The 23,977-nt window shown below is 58.0% G+C and carries 17 protein-coding genes; 16 read left to right on the plus strand and 1 reads right to left on the minus strand.

Annotated elements, in window-relative coordinates:
- Positions 1-112: 112 nt before the first annotated feature.
- From NYE48_RS01715 to NYE48_RS01785, 15 genes are all read left to right on the plus strand, one after another.
- Positions 113-1,006 (plus strand): ABC transporter permease, encoded by an 894-nt coding sequence (locus NYE48_RS01715; protein WP_052147446.1) that lies wholly within the window; start codon positions 113-115, stop codon positions 1,004-1,006.
- An 18-nt stretch (positions 1,007-1,024) separates the two neighbouring features.
- Positions 1,025-1,888 (plus strand): carbohydrate ABC transporter permease, encoded by an 864-nt coding sequence (locus tag NYE48_RS01720; protein WP_036715492.1) that lies wholly within the window; start codon positions 1,025-1,027, stop codon positions 1,886-1,888.
- 136 nt (positions 1,889-2,024) lie between these two features.
- Positions 2,025-3,605, plus strand: coding sequence for an extracellular solute-binding protein (locus tag NYE48_RS01725; protein WP_340996509.1), 1,581 nt, complete (start codon positions 2,025-2,027; stop codon positions 3,603-3,605).
- Between the two features lie 73 nt (positions 3,606-3,678).
- A complete protein-coding gene (locus NYE48_RS01730) occupies positions 3,679-4,701 on the plus strand; it encodes a response regulator transcription factor (protein ID WP_340996512.1) in 1,023 nt (340 codons plus the stop codon).
- A gap of 5 nt (positions 4,702-4,706) precedes the next feature.
- Positions 4,707-6,593 (plus strand): cache domain-containing sensor histidine kinase, encoded by a 1,887-nt coding sequence (locus NYE48_RS01735; RefSeq protein ID WP_036715496.1) that lies wholly within the window; start codon positions 4,707-4,709, stop codon positions 6,591-6,593.
- Between the two features lie 205 nt (positions 6,594-6,798).
- Complete coding sequence (locus tag NYE48_RS01740; RefSeq protein ID WP_036709453.1) at positions 6,799-8,361, plus strand: extracellular solute-binding protein; 1,563 nt, start codon at positions 6,799-6,801, stop codon at positions 8,359-8,361.
- A gap of 33 nt (positions 8,362-8,394) precedes the next feature.
- Positions 8,395-10,830: a glycosyl hydrolase family 95 catalytic domain-containing protein gene (locus NYE48_RS01745; protein WP_340996516.1), complete on the plus strand. Its 2,436-nt coding sequence runs from the start codon at positions 8,395-8,397 to the stop codon at positions 10,828-10,830.
- 150 nt (positions 10,831-10,980) lie between these two features.
- Positions 10,981-12,171: a glucuronate isomerase gene (locus NYE48_RS01750; protein ID WP_340996518.1), complete on the plus strand. Its 1,191-nt coding sequence runs from the start codon at positions 10,981-10,983 to the stop codon at positions 12,169-12,171.
- Positions 12,172-12,173: 2 nt separating this feature from the next.
- Positions 12,174-13,217: a glycoside hydrolase family protein gene (locus tag NYE48_RS01755; protein WP_340996520.1), complete on the plus strand. Its 1,044-nt coding sequence runs from the start codon at positions 12,174-12,176 to the stop codon at positions 13,215-13,217.
- An 11-nt stretch (positions 13,218-13,228) separates the two neighbouring features.
- Complete coding sequence (locus NYE48_RS01760) at positions 13,229-15,448, plus strand: glycoside hydrolase family 31 protein (protein ID WP_212949480.1); 2,220 nt, start codon at positions 13,229-13,231, stop codon at positions 15,446-15,448.
- A complete protein-coding gene (locus tag NYE48_RS01765) occupies positions 15,441-16,619 on the plus strand; it encodes a glycoside hydrolase family 88 protein (RefSeq protein WP_212949482.1) in 1,179 nt (392 codons plus the stop codon). Before NYE48_RS01760 ends, NYE48_RS01765 begins: the two co-directional genes overlap by 8 nt.
- Before the next feature lie 64 nt (positions 16,620-16,683).
- Positions 16,684-18,546 (plus strand): alpha-L-fucosidase, encoded by a 1,863-nt coding sequence (locus tag NYE48_RS01770; RefSeq protein WP_052146949.1) that lies wholly within the window; start codon positions 16,684-16,686, stop codon positions 18,544-18,546.
- Between the two features lie 120 nt (positions 18,547-18,666).
- Positions 18,667-19,449 carry a TrmB family transcriptional regulator gene (locus NYE48_RS01775; protein ID WP_036709460.1) on the plus strand — a complete coding sequence of 261 codons (783 nt, stop codon included), beginning with the start codon at positions 18,667-18,669 and terminating at the stop codon, positions 19,447-19,449.
- Between the two features lie 78 nt (positions 19,450-19,527).
- Complete coding sequence (locus NYE48_RS01780; protein WP_212949484.1) at positions 19,528-20,325, plus strand: inositol monophosphatase family protein; 798 nt, start codon at positions 19,528-19,530, stop codon at positions 20,323-20,325.
- Positions 20,326-20,691: 366 nt separating this feature from the next.
- Entirely contained in the window at positions 20,692-21,921 is a 1,230-nt protein-coding gene (locus NYE48_RS01785; protein ID WP_212949486.1) for a glycosyl hydrolase family 8, read from the plus strand.
- A 106-nt stretch (positions 21,922-22,027) separates the two neighbouring features.
- On the opposite strand, the gene NYE48_RS01790 is transcribed toward NYE48_RS01785, so the two are convergent.
- Entirely contained in the window at positions 22,028-22,981 is a 954-nt protein-coding gene (locus tag NYE48_RS01790; protein ID WP_340996529.1) for a phospho-N-acetylmuramoyl-pentapeptide-transferase, read from the minus strand.
- A gap of 325 nt (positions 22,982-23,306) precedes the next feature.
- Between NYE48_RS01790 and NYE48_RS01795 the strand changes: the two genes are divergently transcribed.
- On the plus strand, positions 23,307-23,975 hold the full coding sequence (locus NYE48_RS01795; protein WP_036709467.1) for a response regulator transcription factor: 669 nt from the start codon (positions 23,307-23,309) through the stop codon (positions 23,973-23,975).
- Positions 23,976-23,977: the final 2 nt, after the last annotated feature.

Raw genomic sequence — 23,977 nt, forward strand, 5'->3', positions numbered from 1 at the left:
ATCCGGCTTTCCGAACCGGTTCAAAAGCGAAAAAGGAGCGATGGACATGTCAGGACAGGCGCCGACGGCCCCCCGGGCAAGCCTCAAAACACCCAGCCGGTTCGCCAGGCAAATGAGCAATTTCCGCAAATACAAAGCGCTCTATTTGATAACGATTCCGGGCATTCTGTATTTTATCGTGTTTAAATATTTGCCGCTGATGGGCTCGGTCATGGCTTTTCAAAATTACAACATTTTCAAAGGGTTCACCGGCAGCCCGTGGGTGGGTCTGGACCAGTTCAAGCGGATGTTCACCTACACGGAATTTCTGCGCATTTTGGAAAATACGGTGCTGATCGGCTTGTACGACATCCTGTTTGCGTTTCCGGTGCCGATCATCCTCGCGCTGCTGCTCAACGAGCTGCGAAAGGTGCTGTACAAGCGCATTTTGCAGACGGTCGTTTATTTGCCCCATTTCCTGTCCTGGGTCATCATCGGCGGGATCATGATCGGCATTTTGTCGCCGACGACGGGGATCGTAAATCAGGTGCTGAACTTTTTCGGCTTCCAGTCGGTTTATTTTCTCGGGGAGGATTCCTACATCCGCAGCATTCTGGTGGGCACGGGGATTTGGAAGGACAGCGGCTGGGGGACGATCGTGTATCTGGCTGCGCTCGCCAGCGTGAACCCCGAGCTGTACGAGGCGGCGCGGATGGACGGGGCGAACCGCTGGAGGCAGACGTTATCCATCACCATCCCGGCGATTTTGCCGACGGTGACGATCATGTTCCTGCTGCATATCGGCAACTTCCTGGATTTCGGCTTCGAACGGGTTTTCGTCTTCGTCAATTCGCTGAACGAGCAAAAGGGCGACATTCTCGATACGTACATTTACCGGGTCGGCCTGATCGACCAGCAGTACAGCTATACGACGGCGATCGGCCTGTTCAAGTCGCTTGTCGGCCTGATGCTGATCATGATCGGCAACGCCCTCAGCAAGAAGGCAAGCGGAGAAGGACTTTATTAGGGAAAGGAGCATGCGACAATGAACATCAAAGGACGCTGGTTCGACTGGTTCAACTCGATATTTTTGGCGCTCGTCGGCTGCCTCATGGTTTTTCCGCTGCTCCATGTGCTTGCCAAGTCGTTCAGCAGCAGCAAAGCGATCAATGCCGGTCTCGTGAAGCTGTTTCCGGTGGATTGGACCCTGGTGAATTACCAGGTCATTTTGTCGGACAGCTCGATCTGGAGGGCGTTTCTGGTCAGCGTCATCATCACCGTCGGCGGCACGGCCATCAACTTGATCCTCACGGCATCGCTGGCCTACCCGCTGTCCCGTCCGGAATACACGATGCGGAAAATGGTGCTGATTTTCATCCTGGTCACGATGATTTTTCAGGCCCCGCTGATCCCGAACTATCTCATCATCAAAAATTTGCATCTGCTGAACACGTTATGGGCGCTCATTATCCCGTCGGCGATCAGCGCGTATAACCTGTTTATCATGAGGTCCTTTTTCGTCGGGCTTCCGTCCGAGCTGATCGACAGCGCCAGAATCGACGGGGCCGGCGAGCTGCGGACGATGTGGAGCGTCATTTTGCCCCTGTCCAAGCCGGTGATGGCGACGATGGGATTGTTTTACGCCGTATCGCACTGGAACTCGTATTCCACGGCCCTGTATTACATCAATAACCGCGCCCTGTACCCGCTGCAAATGCGGCTGCGCGAAATCGTGCTGAGCAACGATCTTGGCCAGGCCGGCAGCCTGCTGGAAGGCTTCAACGAAGTGTCTCCGGCGGGCGTGCAGATGGCGGTGATCATCGTTTCGGTGCTGCCGATCGTCATCGTCTATCCGTTCCTGCAAAAGTATTTCATTAAAGGGATGCTGATCGGGTCGATCAAAACCTAGAACGCGGCACGTCCTGCCATTGAATGCGGTTTCATAGTTGCGAAATTATGATAATATAGAGGTGTTCCGCACCAACGCGAAAAAGCGCCCGTCACGTCCTGCAGCGATACTCCGGATGAAGAAAGTGGGGGAGGCCATGAAAAAATGGTGGTATGCGATCCTGACGATGATTGTGACGCTTGCAGGCTGTTCTTTGCCGGGAATGACCCATTCGCCGGGCACCTCCGAATCCTCCCCTGGGCAGGCGGCCGGCAGCGGCGCGTCTCCGGGGGCTTTATCGTTTTCCATCGTTCTTTCCACCGGGTCCAATCCTTATGCGGCCAAGTCGCCCGACATTCAGCAGGATAAATGGGTCAAACAATTGGAAGCGCTGACAAACACCGATCTGCAAATTACGATGCTTCCGCTGAAGGATATCGACAAACGCCTGCCGGTGCTGCTGACCGGGGACGATTTTCCGGACGTCATCCAGACCGTCGGCGGGGCGAGCTCCGCCGCCATGGCCGGAACCGTGGAGGCCGGATTGTTTATGCCCCTGGATGATTTGCTCCGGGAGTACGCGCCCCGCCTGCTTGCGCGGATTCCGCGGGAAGCGTGGCAGGAAACGAGCTACCATGGAAAAATTTACGGCATCCCGGCCTGGCTGGATAATCCGTCGCGGCGGGGCACGTACATCCGTACCGATCTGCTGAAAAAAACGGGGCTTCCGGCGCCGAAAACGGTGGACGATTTTCTGAACGTGCTGCGCGCCTTCAAGAAGCTGGGCGTGGAAAATCCATACCAGATGCGCGAAAATTTCAAATACGCGGATATCGTTTTTGGCGCGTATGACGTGCTGGGATACCAGTTCGAGCTTCAAAACGGCGAGGTCGTTCCGAAGTTTTTCGACGAAAAACGCATGATGCAGGCGCTTTCCGTCTATAAGACGATGCTTGACGAAGGCCTGATCGCGAAAAATTTCGCCACGGTCAGCATCAGCGAATACAGCCGCAACATCAATAGCGGCAAGTCCGGCATATGGACGGCGAATGCGGCAGGGCTGCTTGAGTTCCGCACCAAAGTCCGGGAATCCGTTCCCGGGGCCGAGGTGGACGTCATCCCGTCTCCCATGGGGCCCGAAGGTTCGAAAGGGTACGGGCTTTACAGCTCGGTGATCAACTCCTATTTCATCAATAAGCATGTTTCGAAAGAAAAGGCCGTCGGCATCGTGCGGTTTTTTGACTGGATGTTGACCGACGAGGCCGAACGTTATTTTTCCTTTGGCATCCCGGGCGACACCTACACCATCGAAAACGGACTCGTCAAATACCGGTTCCCGCAAAACCGGGAGCAGCAGGATGAACAAGGCTTCCGCGAGCTGCTGTGGCTGACCCATGATTTGACGATCAACCGCCAGCGGATGAAGCTGCTTCCCGGCGGCGGCGACGTGATTCATGCGATCGATTCGACGCTTGCGAAAGAGGGGCTCGGCAATATCGTTTTCGTTCCCGAGCTGGAATCGTTCGGCATTTATCCCGAGCTTGCGTCGAACAATCCGAACCAGCCGCCGCCGCTGATCGTCGACCATATGGTCCGGATGATTTACGGCAAAGAGCCGATATCGGACTGGCCCAAGGTGATTCGGGAATACAGGGACCGCGGCGGGGATGCCATTATCCGCGAGGCGACGCAGCGCTATCATGCGCGGGAGGGCGTTCTGGTTTTGCCTAGCCGCTAAAGTCGTGAAACAGACAGGCGCATAGCGCCGCAGCTTTCTTTTCAAATCCGGCGAGAAAAGGGGTTATGGATCCATGCGTGTGCTGATTGTGGAAGATGAACCTGTCATTCAAAAAGGGCTTGTCAAAATGGTGCAGCGGTATCCCGCGTCGTTTTCGGCCATATATACGGCAGACGACGGGGAGTCCGCCCTGGAAATGATCCAAAGCGTGGAGCCGCATCTGGTGTTGACCGATCTCAGGATGAAGCGGATGGACGGCCTGGAGCTGTGCGAGCGGATCCACCGGGAATTCGCGCATGTGCAGGTCGCGGTCATTTCCGGCTACAACGATTTCGGGTACGCCCAGCGGGCGATCGAATACGGCGTCAAACGGTACCTGCTCAAGCCGGTGACCCAGCAGGACGTGCATAACGCGCTCCGCGAAATCATCGCCGGCATGAACGAAAACATCGTTCCCCTGCAAAAATACGTGGAATGGTCGGAAAAGCTGGAGCAAAGCATCTGGATGCTGCAAAAAAGCGACATGGACCGGCTGCTCGAAGAAGGGGAGCGGGAGGGATTGTTTGCGGGGCTGCATGTGCCCGGCATGAAATCCGTGCTGGAGGACTGCCTGCGCATGATCGCGGGAAAGCTCTCCCAGCGGGGATGGAAGCCGCAAATCTGCCTGGACATCCGCGGCACGGACATCAGCAAAAAGGAAACGCTCGCAGCATTCGGGGCGGTGCTTGAGCAAATGTATGCCCAGCTGCAGCTGACGCGCAAAGGCAAATTCAAGGATCCGATCGAGGAAGCAAAGGCGTTCATCGACCTGCATCTTTCGGAAGAGGTGACGCTGGAGGAGGTCGCCAAGCGGGTGGGCCTGACGCGGACCTATTTCAGCGCATTGTTCAAAAAGATGACCGGCGAAACCTTCGTGCATTACCGCATCAAAAAACGGATCGAGGAAGCGCGCAAGCTGCTTGCCGTCCCGACGCTGACCATCACGGACATCGCGGTTCAGGTCGGTTATGAGGATTATCCCCATTTTACCAAGACGTTCAAAAATTTCGTCGGCATGTCGCCTTCGGAATACCGGTCGTCTTTTGGCATCGAGTGATGCGCATGATGAAGCTTCGGCTGCGCGTCAAGCTGCTGATCGGATTTTTGGTCGTCATTTTGCTGTCGCTTTCGACCGTCGGGATCGCCTTTTATACGATATCGGCGAGGCAGCTGTCCCAAAGCGCGGAAAATCAGATGACGCAGATCGTCAACAACGCCGTCCATCATACCAACCTGTATTTATCTTCCTACCAGCGCTCGATGGTGGCCCTGCTTTCCAACCTGAACGTCAAAAAGTACATCGATCTGCCGTCCGACCGCGAGGAATACGAAAACTACCGCTACCTGACCGACATCCGCGATTCGATCGTGGAGCCGGTCTGGATCCGCAATCCGGAGATCAGCGCGCTGTACATCCTCGGCTACAACGGCAATGCGCTGTATTATTTCAACGGGGGCACCGAACCGTTCCTCGGCCCGGAAGATACGGCCAAACAAATCGATTACTTCAAGAAGCATACGGACCCGTCCGGGCGCCTGACCATCGTCAATCACAGCATCCAGGGGGAGGGGGCGCCGATGCTGACCTTGATCCGCCGCATCCGCGGGCTGCGTTCCCCGGAGATGAAAGGTTTTGTCGGCATCGAGGTCAAGTCCGAGGAGCTGTCGACGCTGTGGAAAGGAATCGATCTCGGGAAGGACAGCTATTTTTTCATCGTCGATAACCAGGGACGGATTCAATACCATGCCGATCCCGGGATGACCGGAAAGGCGCTTCCCGCCAGTTTGGCCAACCAGATTTCCGGGGCGGGAGCTTCGATGTTCCACAGCGCGGCGGAAGGCGAGAAACGGGCGTACATCAGCCGCAAGGCCGACTACTCGGACTGGAACCTGGTCGTGTCCATCCCCGACAGCCAGCTTACGAAGCCGCTCGAAACGACGCGGACGCTGATGTTCATCGTAGCGGGAATCACGTTCCTTTGCGCGCTGTTCCTGGCGAACCGCTTCGGCGGGGCGATCACGAATCCGATCCGCAGGCTGATGAAAGGGATGAGCCAGACCGAAAAAGGGAACTGGGAATTCATTCCCCTCCCGAAACGGCACGACGAAATCACGGAGCTGATCATCCGCTACAATTTGATGGTCAACCGGCTGTCGGAGCTGGTGGACATCGTCTACCAGTCCGAGCTGAAAAACAAGGAGATGCAGGCCGAGCGGCAGAAGGCGGAATTCCAGTCGCTGCAGCTGCAGATCAATCCGCATTTTTTGTACAACACGCTGGAAACGGTCGTCTGTTATGCCGTCATCCAGGACTCGGAGGAAATTTCCGAAATCGTCGGGGCGCTTTCCTATATGCTGCATTATTCGGTGCGGACCCATTTGGAGGAAATTACGGTCGCCAACGAGCTGAAGCACGTCATGTATTTTATGGTGATCATCAACCACCGCATCGGACGGACGTTCGAGATCGATATGCGGGTCGCGCCCGAGCTTTTGCTGCGGAAAATGGTCCGCTTGACGCTGCAGCCGCTCGTGGAAAACGTGTTTCAGCATGCGTTCCGCGGCGGGATCGAGGATCATCATGCGATTGCGATCGATGCGGGCGAAGAGGAGGACTGCTTCTGGGTCAGCGTCGAGGACAACGGCTGCGGCATGGCGCCGGAACGTCTCGAGGAGCTGCGCGCCAAGCTGCGCGAAAATCGGCTGGCCGACGGCGGCGGGGAAGGGCAAATTCACGGCGGCATCGGCGTCGCCAACGTGCACCGGCGCATTCAGCTCGTGTTCGGGGAGGATTATGGGCTGAGCGTGGAAAGCAGCCCCGGACGCGGCACGAAAATGATCATGCGCATGCCGCGCACGGCGGCGGCTCACGAAAAGGAGACGGCTGACGGAGCCGGAACATGGCTGCCTCCCGGCCGGTCCGATGGAGACGCGTGGCGGGCGGGGTGACCTTCTGAACGATAAAAATGGAACAGCCGGGAGACCGGTTGTTTTTTTGTTTGCCGTCCATTGCCTTCAGCTCCGGCCGTCACACCCTAAAAAAACACACCACCAGCATAATCCGCCCCATGGGTGCGCCCCGGGCTTTCGTTTTATCATGAGATCAGCAAGGAAAGAATGCCTGTCTCTACAGTAACGGAAAGGGGAAAAGCCAATGAAGAAATGGATTAGCCTGGTTTTGGCATCGGCGCTTCTGACGGTTGGCGTCGCAGGATGCGGCAAAGGCAGCGGCTCCGAAGCGGCAGACGCTTCCGACGAGTCCAAGCCGCTCAAATTTTCGATCTCCCTGACAACAAGCGGAAACAGTTACGCAGAAAGCGCAAAGGATATCAACAACGACAAGTGGGTCAAAGAATTTGAAAAGAGGGCGAACATCGACGTAGACATCCAGATGATTCCGCTCAAGGATTTCGATTCCAAGATGTCGATCATGTTTGCGGGCGGGGAGATTCCTGACGTGGTGCAAAACGTCGGCGGCGCGACGGACAAATCGATGTCGGGATCCATTGAAGCCGGCGTGTTTATGCCGCTCGACGACCTGCTCAAGGAGTATGCGCCTAATATTATGAAAGCGGTTCCGAAGGAAGCCTGGGCCGAAGTGAGCTATAAAGGAAAAATCTACGGCGTGCCGACATGGCTGAGCAACCCTTCCCGGCGCGCGACGTTTATCCGGACCGACCTGCTCGAAAAAACGGGGCTTCCGGTGCCCAAAACGATGGACGATCTTCTGAACGTGCTGCGCGCATTCAAAAAACTGGGCGTGCCTGCGCCGTACCAAGCCCGCGAGAACTTTAAATATGCGGACATCGGCTTCGGGGCCTACGACGCGCTCGGATACCAGTTCATGGAGAAGGACGGCGAAGTCGTTCCGAAATTCTTCAATGCCGAGAACATGGAAAAAGCGCTCAACTTCTATAAAACGATGTATGAAGAGGGCCTGATCCAGAAGGACTTTGCCACCATCCAGGCGCCGCAGTACACCGAGAACATCCAGGCGGGGAACGCGGGCATCTGGACGGCGAACGCAGCCGGCTTGCTCGATTTCCGCACCAAAATCCAGGAGGCCGTGCCGGATGCGAAGGTCGATATCATCCCGTCTCCCGAAGGAGACAACGGCTTGAAAGGCTACGGCCTGTACAGCTCGGTCAACACCTCCCTGTATATCAACAGCAAGGTCAGCAAGGAAAAAGCGATCCGCATCATCAAGCTGTTCGACTGGATGCAGACGCCGGAGGCCGTGAAGTTCTTCAGCTTCGGCATCGAGGGGGAAAACTACACCGAAAAAGACGGCAAGATCGATTATAAGTTCCCGACCGACAAACAAGGCAATGACGAACAAGGCTTCCGTTCCCTGCTCAGATGGGTGGGCGACGCAACGATCAACCGCGAGCGCACCGAGCTGCTTCCGGGCGGTACGGACGTGCTGAAGGCGCTGGACGAAACGCTGGCCCACGAAGGCATCGGCGGCATCGGTTTCGTGCCGGACCTGGAAACCTTCAGCCAATTCCCGGATTTGGCGTCCAAACGTCCCGACCAGGCGCCGAAGCTGATCATCGACCACATGGTGAAAATGATTTACGGCAAAGAGCCGATTTCGGATTGGCCGAAGGTCATCGAGGAGTATAAGCAAAAAGGCGGCAATGAAATTGTCAAAGAGGCGACCGAACGCTTCAAAAACAACGACGGCATTCTGAATCAATCGAGCCGCAACCAATAACATCCGCGGCAAGCGGGGAAAGAGGTGTACAGCATGGATACGGGTTCCGCGGAAGCATGGAGGCTGAAGCTCCTTACCCCGTCTTCCTGGTGGGGCGCTAGGTGGCGCGAAGCGCTTCCGGCCGGAAACGGCCGTCTCGGAGCGGCGGTGTACGGAGGCGTTCATCACGAGACCATCATGCTGACGCACGGCGATTTATGGTGGCAGAGCCGCACGCCCGAGCTGCCCGACGTCAGCGAACGGCTTGCGGACATGCGCCGGCTGATGCTGGCGGGCCGGGAGGCGGAGGCTGAGCCGATGCTGATTCGGGAGCTTCAAAACCTTGGATACGATCCGGTGATGGCCGTTCCGCTTCCGCTGGGCGATCTGACGATCCGTTGCGAAGTAGGCGAAGGATTCAAACACTATTCCCGCGAGCTGGATATGCAGACCGGCGAAATCATCGTTCGCTGGCAGGACAGGGGGGCCGCTTTCGAGCGGGCCCTGTTCGTATCCCGCCCCGATGACATGGTCGTGATGGAGCTGCGGGCGGAAGAGCCTTCGGCCGTAAGGGCCGGTTTATCGCTGGGGCTCCATGATCCGGCGGATGTTAAACGGCCGCCGGGCCGGCCTGAAGCGCCGCTGCCGACGGACGCGGAGTCGGGGGCGGACGGCGCTTATGTATGGTACGCGGCCCGTAGCGACGACGGCAGCGAATTCGGAGCGGTAGCCCGGATCGTTCCGGCGGACGGCAGCTTGGCCGCCGCCGGGGCGGAAACGGTGGTCGAAGGCGCCGGGAAGGTGCTCGTTTTGCTCCGCATGTTCGTTTCCGGCAGCAGGGAAGCGGAATGGGCGAGACTGAAAGCTGAACTGGCGGCGGAGCAAAGAGGCTACCGCGAACTGCTGGCCGCGCATGTCCGCGAGCATCGCGGGCTGTTTGACCGGGTATCGCTGGATCTCTCCGCGGGCGGGCGGGAGCGTTCCAATGAGGAGCTGCTGCTCGAAGCCTATCAAGGCGAAGCGCCGCTGGCCCTGGTGGAGAAAATGTGGGCGTACGGCAGGTACCTGCTCATTTCAAGCTCCCGCGAAGGGGGCAACCCCTGTCATCTATACGGATTATGGTGCGGCGAGTACCGGGGCTTTTGGGCGTTCAACATGGCCAATGAAAACCTGCAGATGATGTATTGGCAGGCGCTGAGCGGCCGGATGCCGGAGCTGCTCCTGACGGTGTTCGATTATATGGAGCGGCTGCTGGACGATTTCCGTTCGAATGCCCGGCATCTTTTTGGCTGCAGGGGAATTTTTATCCCGGCGCCGACGGCTCCGGATTCGGGGCTCGTCAAGACGCTCGCGCCGCATATCGTTCACTGGACGGGAGCGGCGGGCTGGGTCGCCCAACATTATTACGATTATTACCTTTATACCGGCGACCGGGAGTTTCTTAGAAACCGGGCGCTCCCGTTTTTAAGGGAGGTTGCTTTGTTTTATGAAGATTTTTTTGTCGTCGGGGAAGACGGCAGGCTGCTCAGCTGCCCGTCCAATTCGCCGGAGAACAGGCCCGGCAACGGGGCGGGCGGACCGAAAGGGACGACGATTAACGCGACGATGGATTTTGCCATCGCGAAGGAGGTGCTGAGCCGCCTGGTGGCGGGGGCCGAGGAGGAAGGCATGTACCCGGGCGAAATTCCCGTCTGGAAGGAGCTGTTGCGGCGCATCCCGGATTACCAGGTGAATGAAGACGGCGCGGTCCGGGAATGGATGCATCCTTCATACGACGACGAATACCACCACCGCCATCAGTCGCATCTTTATCCGGTGTTTCCGGGCAAGGAGATGACGAAGGAGAAGGATCCTGTTTTGTTCGAGGCGTTTTGGACGGCGGTCCGGAAAAGGCTGGTCGTCGGGATCAAAGAGCAGACCGGCTGGTCGCTTGCCCATATGGCGAATTTGTACGCCCGTTTGGGCGAGGGGGATTTGGCGCTCGAATGCCTGGATTTGCTAAGCCGCTCGTCGGTGATCAACAACTTTTATACGCTCCATAACGACTGGCGGCAGATGGGGATCGGACTCGCCATGGATTGGGCACCGGTGCAGCTGGATGCGAACATGGGCTGGACGGCGGCGGTGCAGGAAATGCTGCTCTATTCCGAGCCGGGGCTGCTGAAGATTCTTCCGGCGCTGCCTTCGAAGTGGCGAAGGGGGCGCGTGCAGGGACTGTCGGCCTGCGGCGGCATCGAAGTGGACATCGGTTGGGATGGGGAACAAGGGCGGCTGGAGGTAAAGCTGGCATCGTCAACGGCCGATCAGCGCGTCTTGGTGAAGCTGCCTGAGGGGGCCGAAACGGTTGAGGGGCGTTGTACGCTCCGGAATACTGCCGGACAGAGGGCTCCTTTGGCTGCCAAGCAGGGGCTGGAGATTCCGTTGCGGCTTCATGCCGGCGAGGCGACGGTTCTGACAGCGGCATTCAGGCCGTCGGCGAATCGGGGTTGAGCCGGTTATCCGCCTATTTTCAGGCCGTATCATCGGGTTCCGGGCCGGCAAAAAAAGTTATGTGCTTCGGGCGCGGCCCGGCGATGGGCGAAGGATGAACCGAAATGAAAACAATACAAACGCAAGCTGGCAACCGAAGGAGGGTTCCGGATGAAAGAGGCTTCTTTGCTGGACGACATCATGGCGACGGACGTCATCGATACGCATACCCATCTGGCGGGCGACCATCTGTGCGCGGAAGACTTTTGGGAAATCGCCGACTATTTCTGGCTGAACCGGGAGCTTCAGAGCGCAGGTTATCCGCCCGGGGCAGGATCATTGCCGGAGGAAAAGCGGATCGAAGCTTTCCTGAACGCTTACCATGTTTCGCGCAACACGCTGATGAACATCGCGTTCACCACGATCTTGAAGGACTTGTACGGGGTGAAGCTGACGGACGCGGCATCGGTCCGGGAAGCGGATGAGCGGATCAAGGCGTATCGTAAAGATCCCGTCTGGGCGCAAAACGTGGCGGACCGGCTGCATGTGCGCCGTTTTGCCGTCAATCATCCGCAGCATGCCTCATTCGAAGGCATGGGGCACGATGCGCTGCTGTTTCCGCGGATCGACGGCTGGCTGCCCAAGCTGGTCGGACAAATATTGCAGTCGGATCGGCGGGAGGAAGCGCTTGAGCAGGCCAAGGAACAGGTTCGCAAACAGTTGGGCGAATATCAGGAAATGGGCTGCCCCGGCATTATGACCACGCTCCCGGAGTTTGAGGCGTCGGCGCATGAAACGTACCGGATCGGCAGGGACAGCCGGTCCGACGAGGTGCTGTTCATGCTTTTGCACGAAGCGTGCGCGGAGCTGGAGCGCCGCGGCATGTTTTTGCAGCTGTTTCTCGGCGTGGAGCGCAGATGGGGCAGCGCTTCCGCGGCGCCGGTCAATGACCCGCTCCGGGTCGTCCGGCTGTACGGATTTTTCGAAAAATACTCCATCCCGTTTGAGCTGGTCACCGCCGCGGAGCTGAGCAACCTGGACGTCGTGCAGGCGGCATGGAACTTCCCGAATGTCCATGTCGGCGGGATGTGGTGGTACAACTTCCGGGCAAGCACGTATACGCAAAGCATGCAGTACCGGCTCGAAGCGCTGGCTCCCGCCAAAAGCTCGCTGATCGTATCGGATGCCCGCTGCATCGAATGGACGTACGGCAAGATTCATGTCGTGAAGCGGCTGCTGGCGGGATTTTTGGATGAGCAGGTCGCCAAGGGATGGATGGACCGCGAATTTGCGCTTTACTGCGGGGCGGAATGGCTGTATGGGAGTGCGGCCGGGCGGTACGGACTGAAGGGGCGGGAGTGAGCATGATGGATGTTTCGCTGATGGATCGGATGCTGCCCGCGCCGGTCAACGGCGGCTTTCGGATGGACGGCTGGTGGGTATGGTGCGGTTCGGTCATACGCGGCGAGGACGGGCGCTATCATATGTTTGCTTCCCGATGGCCCGACTGGCTGCCGATGCATCCGGGCTGGCTTCTCCGCTCGGAGATCGTCAGAGCCGTATCGGATACGCCGGAGGGACCTTATCTTTACGCCGAAACGGTGCTTCCCGCCAGAGGGGCGGAGTATTGGGACGGGCGCAGCACGCATAATCCTCATATTATCCGGCATGGCGGCAAGTATTTCCTCTACTATATGGGCTCCACGCATCCGTTTGCGGAGGCGAAACCCGGGGAGGAGATTGGGCTGGACGACTGCCGCGCGATCGCGGCGAGGGCGAACAAACGGGTAGGCTTGGCCGTATCGGACAGCGTGCTCGGACCATGGGAGCGGATGGATTCCCCGATTTTGCCTGTGCGCCCCGGCAAGTTCGACAGCTACCTGACTTCCAACCCGGCGCCTTGCGTCAGGGAGGACGGATCGGTGCTCCTGATTTATAAGGCGCGGAAATATGAAGGACACGCGTACGGCAACATGACGCTTGGCGCGGCGATGGCGGATGGGCCGGAGGGACCTTACCGCGTCATCCGCGAGGAGCCGTTGTTTCCGCCCGACGTGCATGTGGAGGACCCGTTCATTTGGCGGACCGATAACGGATACGCCATGATCGCCAAAGATATGGAAGGCCATCTTTGCGGCGAGAAGCACGGCGGCATTTTGGCTTTATCGGACAACGGGACGGATTGGCGGTTAGCCGATGCCCCTAAAGCTTATTCGCGGGAAATTTTATGGGATGACGGACGGAAGCGGGTGATGGGCAGCTTCGAGCGGCCTTTCCTTTTGTTCCAGGACGGCCGGCCGACGCATCTGTTTGCGGCGACCGCCGACGGTCCGGGAGGTTTCCGTCATGCGCGGCAGACATGGAATATGGTGATACCGCTCTCGGCAGACCCGCCGGGCGGCCTGTAGGAGGGAGAGCTATGCGGCATACGGATTGGATCCAAGCGGCGCCGGGCGTATGGAAGACGACCCTCGGCAGCCCGGAGGGGCTGACGCCGCTCACCTGCATGAAACGGAAGCCGAAAACGGAAGCGATGGCCGGGATGCCGGATGTTCCGCTTCCGATAGAATGGGAGGAAATCGCATTCACCGAGCTCAAAGCAGGCGGGAGCCTGCTGTCGTTTCCGCTCGGCCAAAGCGAGGAGCTGTACGGCGCCGGCCTGCAGTTCATGCGGATGAATCAGCGCGGCCGAACCCGATACCTGCGGGTAAACAGCGATCCCCGGCAGGATACGGGGGAGACGCATGCGCCCGTCCCTTTTCTGGTGAGCGGGCGCGGGTACGGCGTGCTGGTGGATACCGCGCGGGCCGTCACGATGTACTGCGGGTCGACGCTGCGGCAGCATGAAGGCGCCGCGGCAGAGGCACGCGACCGCAATACGGATCGCGGCTGGAAAGCGACGCCGGCGTCGGACCGGCTGGAAATCCGGCTCCCGCCGGAAGGCGCGGCGGTATACCTGTTTGCCGGTCCCGGCATGATGGATGCGGTGCGCCGCTACAACCTGTTCTGCGGCGGGGGCGTTTTGCCCCCGCGCTGGGGGCTGGGCTTCTGGCACCGCGTCCCGACGCTGTACCGGGATGAAGAGGTCGAGCGGGAGGCGATGGAGTTCCGCGCAAGGGACATTCCTTGCGACGTCATCGGGCTGGAGCCGGGCTGGCATTCGGCGAGTTACCCTTGCACTTATGAATGGGGTGCGGACCGTTTCCCCGATCCGGCCGGATTCGTTTCCCGCATGCGGCAGGCCGGGTTCCGGCTCAATCTGTGGGAGCATCCCTACATATCGCCGCGGTCGGAATTGTACGGCGAGATGCAGGCGCTGTCCGGCGATTACGCCGTATGGGGCGGCCTTGCCCCCGACTTTGCGCTGGAGAAGGCGAGGGAGCTGTACGCCGCCCAGCATGAACGGGAGCATGTCAGCCTCGGCATAGCCGGCTACAAGCTGGACGAGTGCGACGGCAGCGAGCTGACGCGCAATTCATGGATGTTCCCGGCGCATGCGGCCTTTCCGTCCGGACATGACGGGGAGCAAATGCGGCAGCTGTACGGGTTGCTGCTGCAGGACATCACAAGCGGCCTCTATCGCCGGAAAAACCTGCGGACTTACGGGCTTGTCCGGGCCTCCAACGCGGGCGCGTCGTCGCTTCCGTACGTGCTGTACTCGGATTTGTACGACCACAGGCAATTTGTAAGGGCGCTGTGCAACGCATCGTTTTGCGGGCTGCTTTGGAGCCCGGAGGTGCGCCGGACCGAAAGCACCGAAGACTGGGTGCGGCGGATGCAGACGGTTTGCTTCTCGCCGCTGGCAATGCTGAACGCCTGGGGGGACGGCGTGAAGCCGTGGAGCGATCCCGCAGCGGAGGCGGAGATCCGCCATTATATCCGTTTGCGGATGCGCCTGCTGCCTTATTTGTATACCGTATTCGCCGAATATGAGGCGAACGGGACGCCTCCGTTTCCGGCCATGCCGCTCGTGCTGGACGAAGCAAAGCGCACGAAGCAGCGCGCCGCATCCGCCGCCGGAGAAAATCATCCGGACGCTGCAGCCTTAAACGGTGCCTCTCCCAAAGGACCGATCCAAGCCTTCGATGTGCTTGATACTTCGGAGGGAGCCTACGGAACCCGGCTTGGGCGCGAATGGGATGACCAGTTTTGCATCGGGCGCGATCTGCTTGTCGCGCCGATGTTTGCGGGCGAAACCGGAAGGGATGTGCTGCTGCCGGAGGGCGTCTGGTATGAAGCCGAAACCGGCGTGCGCCGCGAGGGGGGTCGCGTCATCCGCGTGGAGTGCCCGCTGGAACGCCTCCCGCTTTTCGTTCGCGAGGGTGCCGTCATTCCGATGATGCCTGCCTTAAGCCATGTGCCCGAAGGAGACATTCCGATCGAGCTGGTCCATTTTGGATCCGCACCGGGCGAAAGCCTGCTGTACGACGATGACGGAGAGACCTTTGATTACGAACAGACCGGCGGATGCTGGCGTAAAGTGACGGTGGCCAAAACCGCGGACGGGAGCTTTTCCGGCACCGTGGAGCCGGGAGGAGCGGGAAGCCGATACCGCATCGCGGGCTGGCGTTTCGGGCAGACCAGCTTGCCGCCGGAAGCATCTGAACCTGCGAATAGAGGAGGAATATGCAATGAGTGAACAGACTTTACAACAAGCCGAAGCCAAACCGCTGCAACCGGCAGAGATCCCTGCTTCCGTCCAAGTTTGGGCGGACGGCGCGTGGGACCGGATTCGCCACAAAATCGGACGGACCAGCCGCCGCATCGGCGTCAGCTGCCCGCATGCCTCCGTGAACGGCGTATACGACGATATGCGCGTGTCCTGGTGGACGGCCGGCTTCTGGCCGGGCATTTTATGGCAGCTGTCCGCGGACGGCGGACAACCCGAATTCAGGGACATCGCGGAACGGTGCGAAGAACGGCTCGATGAACCGCTGCATGCGCTGGCGGTGCACCATGATTCGGGGTTTATCTGGCTGCTTTCCGCCGTGGCCAACTACCGTATCACGGGCAATGAACGCTCCCGGCAGCGGGGGCTGATGGCGGCATCGCAGCTGGCGAGCCGTTTTAACCTGAAGGGACGGTATATCCGGGCTTGGCATGATGCGGAGAACATCAACCGTGCCGGCTGGTCGATCATCGATACGATGATGAACCTGCCGCTGCTGTATTGGGCTTCGGAAACGACGAACGACCCGCGCTTCCGGCATATCGCCGCCGCGCATGCGGAAACGGTCCTTGAGCATTTCATGCGCCCGGACGGATCGAGCTATCACATTTTGCGCTTTGACGCCGAAACCGGGGAACTGCTCGGCGCGGATGCCGGGCAGGGTTATGCGGAGGATTCGGCCTGGGCGAGGGGCAGCGCCTGGACGTTGTACGGGATGGCGCTTTCCTATAAATATACCGGAAACGAAGCGTTTTTGACCGCAGCCAAGCGGGCCGCGCATTTCTTTTTGGCCCATCTGCCGGAGGATTACGTGCCTCATTGGGACTTCCGGGCGCCCCGGAACGACGACACGCCGCGCGACACCTCGGCCGGCGCCTGCGCCGCCTGCGGGCTGATCGAGCTTGCGGCCCATGTTCCCGCAGGAGAAGGCCAAACGTATTTGGACGCCGCCGGACGGCTTGTCCGCGCCCTGGATGAGCAATACGGCGCTTGGGACCGGGAGGACGAGGAAGGGTTGATTTTGTCGGGTACCTCCAATCTGCCGGGCGGGGTGCACATCGATACGCCGCTTATTTACGGAGACTACTTCTTCGTGGAGGCCGTCTCGAGGCTGCGCGGTTCCAAGCTCGGTTTTTGGTAACGGATGTACGAAATAGGAGGCTATTGAACAGGACACGGGACAAGGAAAGGGGATCGGGAGAAGCATGGGGAATCGGAAGGGGCATCAGACGGACATCAACCTACCGGGACGCGAGTATCCATCGGCCGTCCGCGAGGAAAATCTGCTGGATGATCCTCTGCAGGCCGTAAACGATGGCCCGGAGGCCGGGGACGAAGCCCATGAGCGAAGGATCGCCTGGTGGCGCGAAGCGAGGCTCGGCCTGTTCATTCATTGGGGGCCTTACGCGCTTCCGGCCGGCGAGTGGAACGGGGAAGAGGTCAAAGCTTCCTACAGCGAGCATATTATGCTGCGCGCCCGCATCCCGGTGCAGGCTTACGAGGAAATGGCCGAGCGTTTCAACCCTACCGCCTTCGATGCCGGCAGATGGGTGCGGACCGCCAAGCGGGCCGGGTTGAAATATATTATTTTTACCGCCAAACATCATGACGGATTTGCGATGTACGACTCGAGAATATCCGACTACTCCATCGTGCGGCATACGCCGTTCGGGCGGGACCCGTTGAAGGAATTGGCCGAAGCGTGCCGCGAGGAAGGACTGGTATTCGGCATTTATTATTCGCACGCCATGGATTGGCATGACCCGGACTCGCAGGGCAACACCTGGGATTATCCCGGCAACATCGGCGCCTACGACGAGGTGGAGAGCTGGATTCACGATGAAGACAAACGTTCCCGGTTCGACCAATATCTTCACCGCAAATCGCTGCCGCAGGTGCGCGAGCTGCTGACCGAATACGGCAAGGTGGGGCTGATGTGGTTCGACTGCGGGGGCAAGCTGACCCGGGAGCAGGGGGAAGCGTTTCTGACCACCGTTCACGCCCTGCAGCAGGACTGCCTGGTGAACAGCCGCGTCTGGAAAAGCCCGCTCGGGGATTACGCCAACACCTCCGACAATCAGCTTGAAACCCGGGCCGTCCGCAGGGACTGGGAAAATATCATCACGCTGAACGACTCCTGGGGCTATAAAAAATCGGATGCCAACTGGAAGCGGCCGGATGCCATCATTCGCCAGATCATCGACGTGGTCAGCAAAAACGGCAATCTCGTCATCAACGTCGGACCGACGGCCACGGGCGAATGGGATCCCGTCTCCGAATCGATCCTGCTGGAGGTGGGCGAGTGGCTGCAGGCGAACGGGGAAAGCATTTACGGCGCGGGAGCGTCGCCGACCGCCAAGCCGTCTTGGGGAAGATGCACGCTGAAAGGCCGTACGCTGTACCTGCACATATACGACCGGCCTGCGGATGGACAGCTGGTGGTGCCGGGGCTGCTAAGTCGGGTCGAGCGGATCTACCCCCTGGCAGGAGGGGAGGATTTGGCGTTCCGGCGGCAGGGCGCACAGGATATTGTCGTATTCCTGGACGATGGGCTGCAGATTCCGGACGGAAAACCGGTCGTCCTGGCGGTCCTATGCGCCGAAGCGGTCCAAGGAAATCCCGTCCGGTTGCTGATGGACGGCCCGGGTTCGCCGCCGATGTACGAGCTGGGGGTTTTTGAAAGCGAAATTTCCGGCTCCGCGCTCCGCTACGACACGGGCAAAAAAAACCGCGACAACCTGCTCGATTGGTCCGACCCTGCGGATTTTGCGTTCTGGAACATACGCACTTCAGGCCCCTGCACATTTACGGCAAGCCTGGTTTACGGATGCGGCGCGGACGGGGGAGGTTCCTACCGCTTGGAGGCTTCCGCTCCCGGTCAAACGCTCCGTCAAAAGGTCGAGCCGACCGGAGGTCCATACGAATTCCGCGAATTCGAAGCCGGCATCCTTCATTTTCCGGATGCGGGCGAATACCGGATCGAGCTGCATGCCGAACGGATCGAAGGCGCGTATTTGATGCAGCCGCGGCAACTGAGGTTAACGCCGGCGGCCAAATCTTTTATATAAAAGAACAGCCCGCTGCCGGTTTTCCGGTCCGGGTTGTTTCTTTTTTTCGGGTTGACATGTGATGGCTCTATGAGTAGTATTTATAAATAATACTATAAAATCCGAAAAAGGGGTGAGTCCATGATCGAGGAATTGCGAAGCATCGGCTTGTCCGATTTGGAGGCGAGAATTTACCTTGCCCTGCTGGAAGAGCCGGAGATTTCGGGATATGAAGTGGCGAAAAGGGTATCCGTATCCCGAACCAACGTTTATGCCGCTTTGCGCGCGCTTACGGACAAAGGGGTGTGCCGCACGATTGAGGCCGAACCCGTTTTGTACGATGCCGTTCCGATCGCGGAGCTGATCCGCACGATGAAAACGCGTTTCGACCAAACCTCCAGGCTGCTGCTGCAGGAGCTGGATGCGCCTCCGAAAAAGGCGGCGTCCTTTTATTCCTGGAAAGGAGAGCAAGCGCTGCGGCAGGCGATGGATCGGGTGATCGCCAACAGCGAGCGCAGCATTATCGTCGATGTATGGTCCGAAGATTTTCAAGCGATGGAAGAAGCGCTGCTGGATGCCGAAGGGCGGGGCGTTCGCGTCATCGTCATGACGATCGGCAAGGTTCATACGCCGCTGAAGGAAGTCATCACCCACCTGAGGAGTGCGGACTGGGAAGGGCATATATCGAGGAAATTTTCCGTTTTAGCCGACGGCAAGGCCGCATTGATCGGAAGCTTTGGCAAAACCGTCAAATTGTCCGCGCTGGAGACGGACCATCCGTCGATCATCGAGCTTTTGAAAAACGGATTTTACCATGATCTGGTCGGCGAGCGGATCGAACGGGATTTTGGCGATGCATTGGCGGAGAACTACGGCAAGGATTACGAAAAGATCATTGCCTCTTACCGGGAGCTGCTCGCCTAGGGCCGGCTCCGCCTCTTTTGCGGATTTTGTAGTAGTATTTATGAATACCATTAAAATGTCGAAGGAGTTGTATTTTGTATGATCCAAGCGAATGTCGATGAAATTCGGGACGTTTTAACCCGCACCGGGCAGCTGCTTTTGCAAAAATATAACCGCGAGCAGCCGCCGCAAACCCGGGAGCTTCTGATCGAACGTTTCAACGATGCCAACGGCTGGGCCGAACGGGAGATTCGAAAGGCTTTGGAGCCCCGTTATCCCGGCGTGTGCTGGTCGGAAGCCGAGCTGGATGCCGGCAAACAGGCCGATCCCGAATTCGGCGGGGCCTATTGGGTGCTCGATCCGATCGACGGCGCGGTGCATCTGCACCAAGGGTTTGCGTTCTGGTCGACCTCTTTGTGCTTGATCGAAGACGGCGTTCCCGTCTTTGCCGCGGTATATGATGCGAACCAGGGTGAGTTTTTTTATGCTCTTCGGGGTCAGGGGGCGTTTCTGAACGGAAAACGGATCGGGGTGGCGCGGAAAACGAAACTGAAGGATGCACTGCTGCTGACGGCACCGCCGAACAAAGTCGACGTCGAACCGGAAAACGTCCGCTACACCTCCTGGAGCTTCGGCAAGCTGCTCCCCGAATCGACGGCCGTGCGCATGCTGGGTTCCGTCGCGCTCCAAATGGCGTACGTCGCCTGCGGCCGGATGGATGCTTACTGGGAATACGGGCGGGAAATCTACGACTGGATGGCCGGTGCCCTGCTGATCGAAGAAGCGGGGGGAAGCGTGTCGGACGTGGACGGCAAGCCGTTTGCCTGGGGAACTTCAGGCGTCATCGCCGGATATGAACCTTTGCGGTTCAGCATTCAAAAGGTGTTGGCGGAGTAAGCAAGCGGTGATGGCGGGAGGAATGTCCGGGGCAGCATGCCCCGGTTTTTTTGCGTCCGGAGTCCGGCATAATCAGGGGGTGAATTGGCATTTACGGCTGCCAAAGAGGCACATAAGGGACATGGAAAAACATGTCGATTCAGGACTTTCGATGCAATCTTTTCTGGAACTATTTACAAATATTAGCATGGCATCTAAAATGGATATAGGCGTTTAAATTAAAGCGCTTTAATTTAAAGGAGGTGTTCGGACGAGGCTGTTTTGTTTAACCGTTATTACTTTTCCAACCAGATGCTGCATGACGTCACCCGGCTTAAACAGGCAAAGGCACGGACCTAAATTCGACTTTAAAGGAGAGTAAGGAAAATGAGAAAAAACGGAAGGTTTTCGCTTCGCGGCAAAGCTGTTATGATCAGTTGTCTCGCTTTTCTCTTGATTCCCGCAAGTTTCGCTTTCGCATCTCCTAACAAGCCGTTTCCGCAGCATACGACATATACATCCGGCACGATCAAACCGAACAACGTCTCGCAAAGCGCGATGGACAGCGCGGTCCAGTCGAAATGGAACAGCTGGAAGGCGGCTTATTTGAAGCCGGCCGGCACCGGAAAATATTACGTGAAATACGATTCCAACGGCGATACGGTGTCCGAAGCCCATGGCTACGGCATGCTGGCAACCGTTCTGATGGCCGGGTACGACAGCAACGCGCAGACCTATTTTGACGGGCTTTATAAATATTACAAGGAACATCCAAGCGACAACAATCCGTACCTGATGGCGTGGAAACAAAACAGCAGCTTCCAAAACATCGAAGGCGCCGATTCGGCCACCGACGGCGACATGGATATTGCGTATTCGCTGCTGCTCGCGGACAAGCAGTGGGGAAGCAGCGGCAGCATCAACTATCTCCAGGCGGCCAAAAACATCATCAACGCCATCATGGAAAGCGACGTGAACCAGACGCAATGGACGTTGCGTCTCGGCGATTGGGCGACGGACAGCAAATATAAAGACGCGACGCGCCCTTCGGATTTCATGCTGAACCATATGAAGGCTTTCCAGGCCGCAACCGGGGATTCGAGATGGAACAACGTCATCGACAAAACCTACACGATCATCAACTCGATTTACAACAACTACAGCTCGTCGACGGGCCTGCTCCCGGATTTCGTGGTGTTGTCGGGCGGGGCGTACAAGCCTGCTCCGGCCGATTTCCTGGAAGGCGCCAATGACGGGAACTACGAATACAATTCCTGCCGCACGCCATGGCGGATTACGACCGACTACCTGATCTCCGGGGATAACCGCGCGCTCAATCAGCTGAACCAAATGAACGCCTGGATCAAAAGCAAAGTAAACGGCAACCCCGGCAGCATCAAAGACGGCTACAAGCTCAGCGGCAGCGTCGTCGGCTCCTACAACAGCGGCGCGTTTTACGCTCCGTTCGGCGTCAGCGCCATGACGTCCTCGGCCAATCAAAGCTGGCTGAACTCCATATGGTCCAAAACGGCCGGCAGCTCGAACGAAGGCTACTATGAAGACAGCATCAAGCTGTTTTCGATGATCGTGATGTCCGGCAACTGGTGGACGTATTAAGGGAAAGACCGGTTGAAGCCGGCAGTCTGCATAAAAAGGCCCGATTCGCTTGTATTTCACAGCGGATCGGGTCTTTGTCATGTCTTGAATCCGAAAATAAGCCGGTTTAATGCATGAGGTATTTCCAGATCAACCAGCAGATCAACACCGACATCCACGAAACGAAACCAAAAATCATCACGATTTTGTTTTCGCTCCATCCGTATTTTAGCCTGAAATGGAAGTGGATCGGGGTCATCCGGAACAGCCGCAGCTTCGTGCGTTTATAGTACCACACCTGCAAAATGACCGACAGCTGCTCCGCCAAATAGACGATAAACAACATCGGGATCAAAATCTCGACCTTTTCGATCACGGCCAGCACGGAAAGGGAACCGCCGATCGCCATCGACCCCGTGTCGCCCATGAACGCCCTTGCCGGATAAATGTTGTAAAGGAAAAGTCCGAGCAGGCAGCCGATCATGACGAGCGAAAAGGTCTGCACTTCAGGTTTGTCCGAAATCATGAAAAAGAAAAAATACGTCGGAACGGACACGTTGATGAGCAGGCCGTCCAGCCCGTCCGTAAAATTGATGGCATTCGCGGAGCCGACCACAAACAGCAGGAGGACCGCCACATACACGAATACCGGCAGGTGCAGCTCGTACCCTTGAAATAACGCGATGTCGCTCGTGAGGCCGAAGAAGCGGAGAAGCAGGTACAGGATCGCCCCGGTAAAAAGAAATTGAAGCACCAGCTTCGTGCGGCCGGAGATGCCGGAAGGGTCTTGCCAGAAGGCTTTTTTGAAATCGTCCAGGAATCCGACCGAGCTGAACAGCAAAAACGTCGCGCACAGCAGCAGCATCAGCGGCACGGGGTGGAACTGCAGCGAAGTCGCTACCCCGATGAGCAGGATGAGCCCCGCCATCAGCGGCGTGCCCCGTTTGGCCTGATGATCCGCCGGAAGCTCGGCGCGAATCGGCTGCGTCAGCCGCAGTCTGCGCAGCGTCCAGATCAACAGCGGCGTCAGCGCCGCCACCAGCAGGAAGGACAGGCCGGAAACAGCCATAATTCCGTACATAAGATAAACTCCCTTATTTGAAAAATATGGTATCCCTATCATATAAATAATTCGGGCAAGCAGACAAACATTCCTATTATCGAGGCACTGATCCGTTTTCAGGTCATTTTCCGTGTTCCGCGACGGGATATTCGCCTACGGACGGATAATCCCTGCATTGCGGTGCCGGCGTCGAAAATCGATTCCTGAGCCATGTTTGTTTTTAGTCCAAAAAACCCCGATTTACATCTTGCCCGATTTAAGCTAAGTTGAACGTAAATAAGTCATCTGATGTCGAAATACGCGATACGCGAAGTTCCCATATGGATGGGGGAGGTGCACAAAGGTGAATATTTTGATTATCGAAGACGATGCCAGCATCCAGATGCTGCTGAAGCTCAGCCTGGAGGTGGAGGGGTACCGGCCGTCCGTTGCCGGCAGCGTCGCCGAAGGCTTGGACATTCTTGCGGAAGGACAAACGGATCTTGTTTTGCTCGATTTGATGCTGCCGGACCGTTCGGGTTTTGAATTGCTCCAGCAGCTGCAGCGTCAATACCGGAACATTCCCGTCATCGTGCTGACGGCCAAAAACGAAATGAACGATAAAATTCTCGGGTTCCAGCTCGGGGCGGACGATTATTTGACGAAACCGTTCGAAACCCGGGAGCTGGTGGAGCGGATCAAAGCCGTCATGCGCCGGATGCGGGCCTCGCAGCCCCCGTCCGAGACGGTCGCGATCGGCTGCATCGAAATCGACCGGAGGGAGCGGTCCTGCCGGATCGCGGGCAAGCCGCTGAAAACGACGAGCAAGGAGTTCGACTTCCTGTGGCTGCTGTGCACGAATCCGAAAAAGGTTTTTACGCGGGAGGAATTGCTTGACCAGGTTTGGGGTTACGAATATTACGGCCATACCCGTTCCGTCGACATGATGGTGAACCGCCTCAGGGAAAAAATGAAGCCGCATGACCATCTGGTGGCAACCGTCCACGGTACAGGCTACAAGCTGGAGGTATAGGG

This window comes from Paenibacillus sp. FSL M7-1455 (assembly GCF_038004655.1).
Classification (GTDB): domain Bacteria; phylum Bacillota; class Bacilli; order Paenibacillales; family Paenibacillaceae; genus Paenibacillus_AQ; species Paenibacillus_AQ cookii.

What these genes read in the sequence shown, in the direction of transcription:
- NYE48_RS01765 (WP_212949482.1), top strand. Translation starts at nt 15,441, where the DNA reads ATGAGTGAACAGACTTTACAACAAGCCGAAGCCAAACCGCTGCAACCG.
- NYE48_RS01780 (WP_212949484.1), top strand. Translation starts at nt 19,528, where the DNA reads ATGATCCAAGCGAATGTCGATGAAATTCGGGACGTTTTAACCCGCACC.
- NYE48_RS01735 (WP_036715496.1), top strand. Translation starts at nt 4,707, where the DNA reads ATGATGAAGCTTCGGCTGCGCGTCAAGCTGCTGATCGGATTTTTGGTC.
- NYE48_RS01745 (WP_340996516.1), top strand. Translation starts at nt 8,395, where the DNA reads ATGGATACGGGTTCCGCGGAAGCATGGAGGCTGAAGCTCCTTACCCCG.
- NYE48_RS01725 (WP_340996509.1), top strand. Translation starts at nt 2,025, where the DNA reads ATGAAAAAATGGTGGTATGCGATCCTGACGATGATTGTGACGCTTGCA.
- NYE48_RS01785 (WP_212949486.1), top strand. Translation starts at nt 20,692, where the DNA reads ATGAGAAAAAACGGAAGGTTTTCGCTTCGCGGCAAAGCTGTTATGATC.
- NYE48_RS01770 (WP_052146949.1), top strand. Translation starts at nt 16,684, where the DNA reads ATGGGGAATCGGAAGGGGCATCAGACGGACATCAACCTACCGGGACGC.
- NYE48_RS01720 (WP_036715492.1), top strand. Translation starts at nt 1,025, where the DNA reads ATGAACATCAAAGGACGCTGGTTCGACTGGTTCAACTCGATATTTTTG.
- NYE48_RS01740 (WP_036709453.1), top strand. Translation starts at nt 6,799, where the DNA reads ATGAAGAAATGGATTAGCCTGGTTTTGGCATCGGCGCTTCTGACGGTT.
- NYE48_RS01715 (WP_052147446.1), top strand. Translation starts at nt 113, where the DNA reads ATGAGCAATTTCCGCAAATACAAAGCGCTCTATTTGATAACGATTCCG.
- NYE48_RS01775 (WP_036709460.1), top strand. Translation starts at nt 18,667, where the DNA reads ATGATCGAGGAATTGCGAAGCATCGGCTTGTCCGATTTGGAGGCGAGA.
- NYE48_RS01790 (WP_340996529.1), bottom strand. Translation starts at nt 22,981, where the DNA reads ATGTACGGAATTATGGCTGTTTCCGGCCTGTCCTTCCTGCTGGTGGCG.
- NYE48_RS01755 (WP_340996520.1), top strand. Translation starts at nt 12,174, where the DNA reads ATGATGGATGTTTCGCTGATGGATCGGATGCTGCCCGCGCCGGTCAAC.
- NYE48_RS01730 (WP_340996512.1), top strand. Translation starts at nt 3,679, where the DNA reads ATGCGTGTGCTGATTGTGGAAGATGAACCTGTCATTCAAAAAGGGCTT.
- NYE48_RS01750 (WP_340996518.1), top strand. Translation starts at nt 10,981, where the DNA reads ATGAAAGAGGCTTCTTTGCTGGACGACATCATGGCGACGGACGTCATC.
- NYE48_RS01760 (WP_212949480.1), top strand. Translation starts at nt 13,229, where the DNA reads ATGCGGCATACGGATTGGATCCAAGCGGCGCCGGGCGTATGGAAGACG.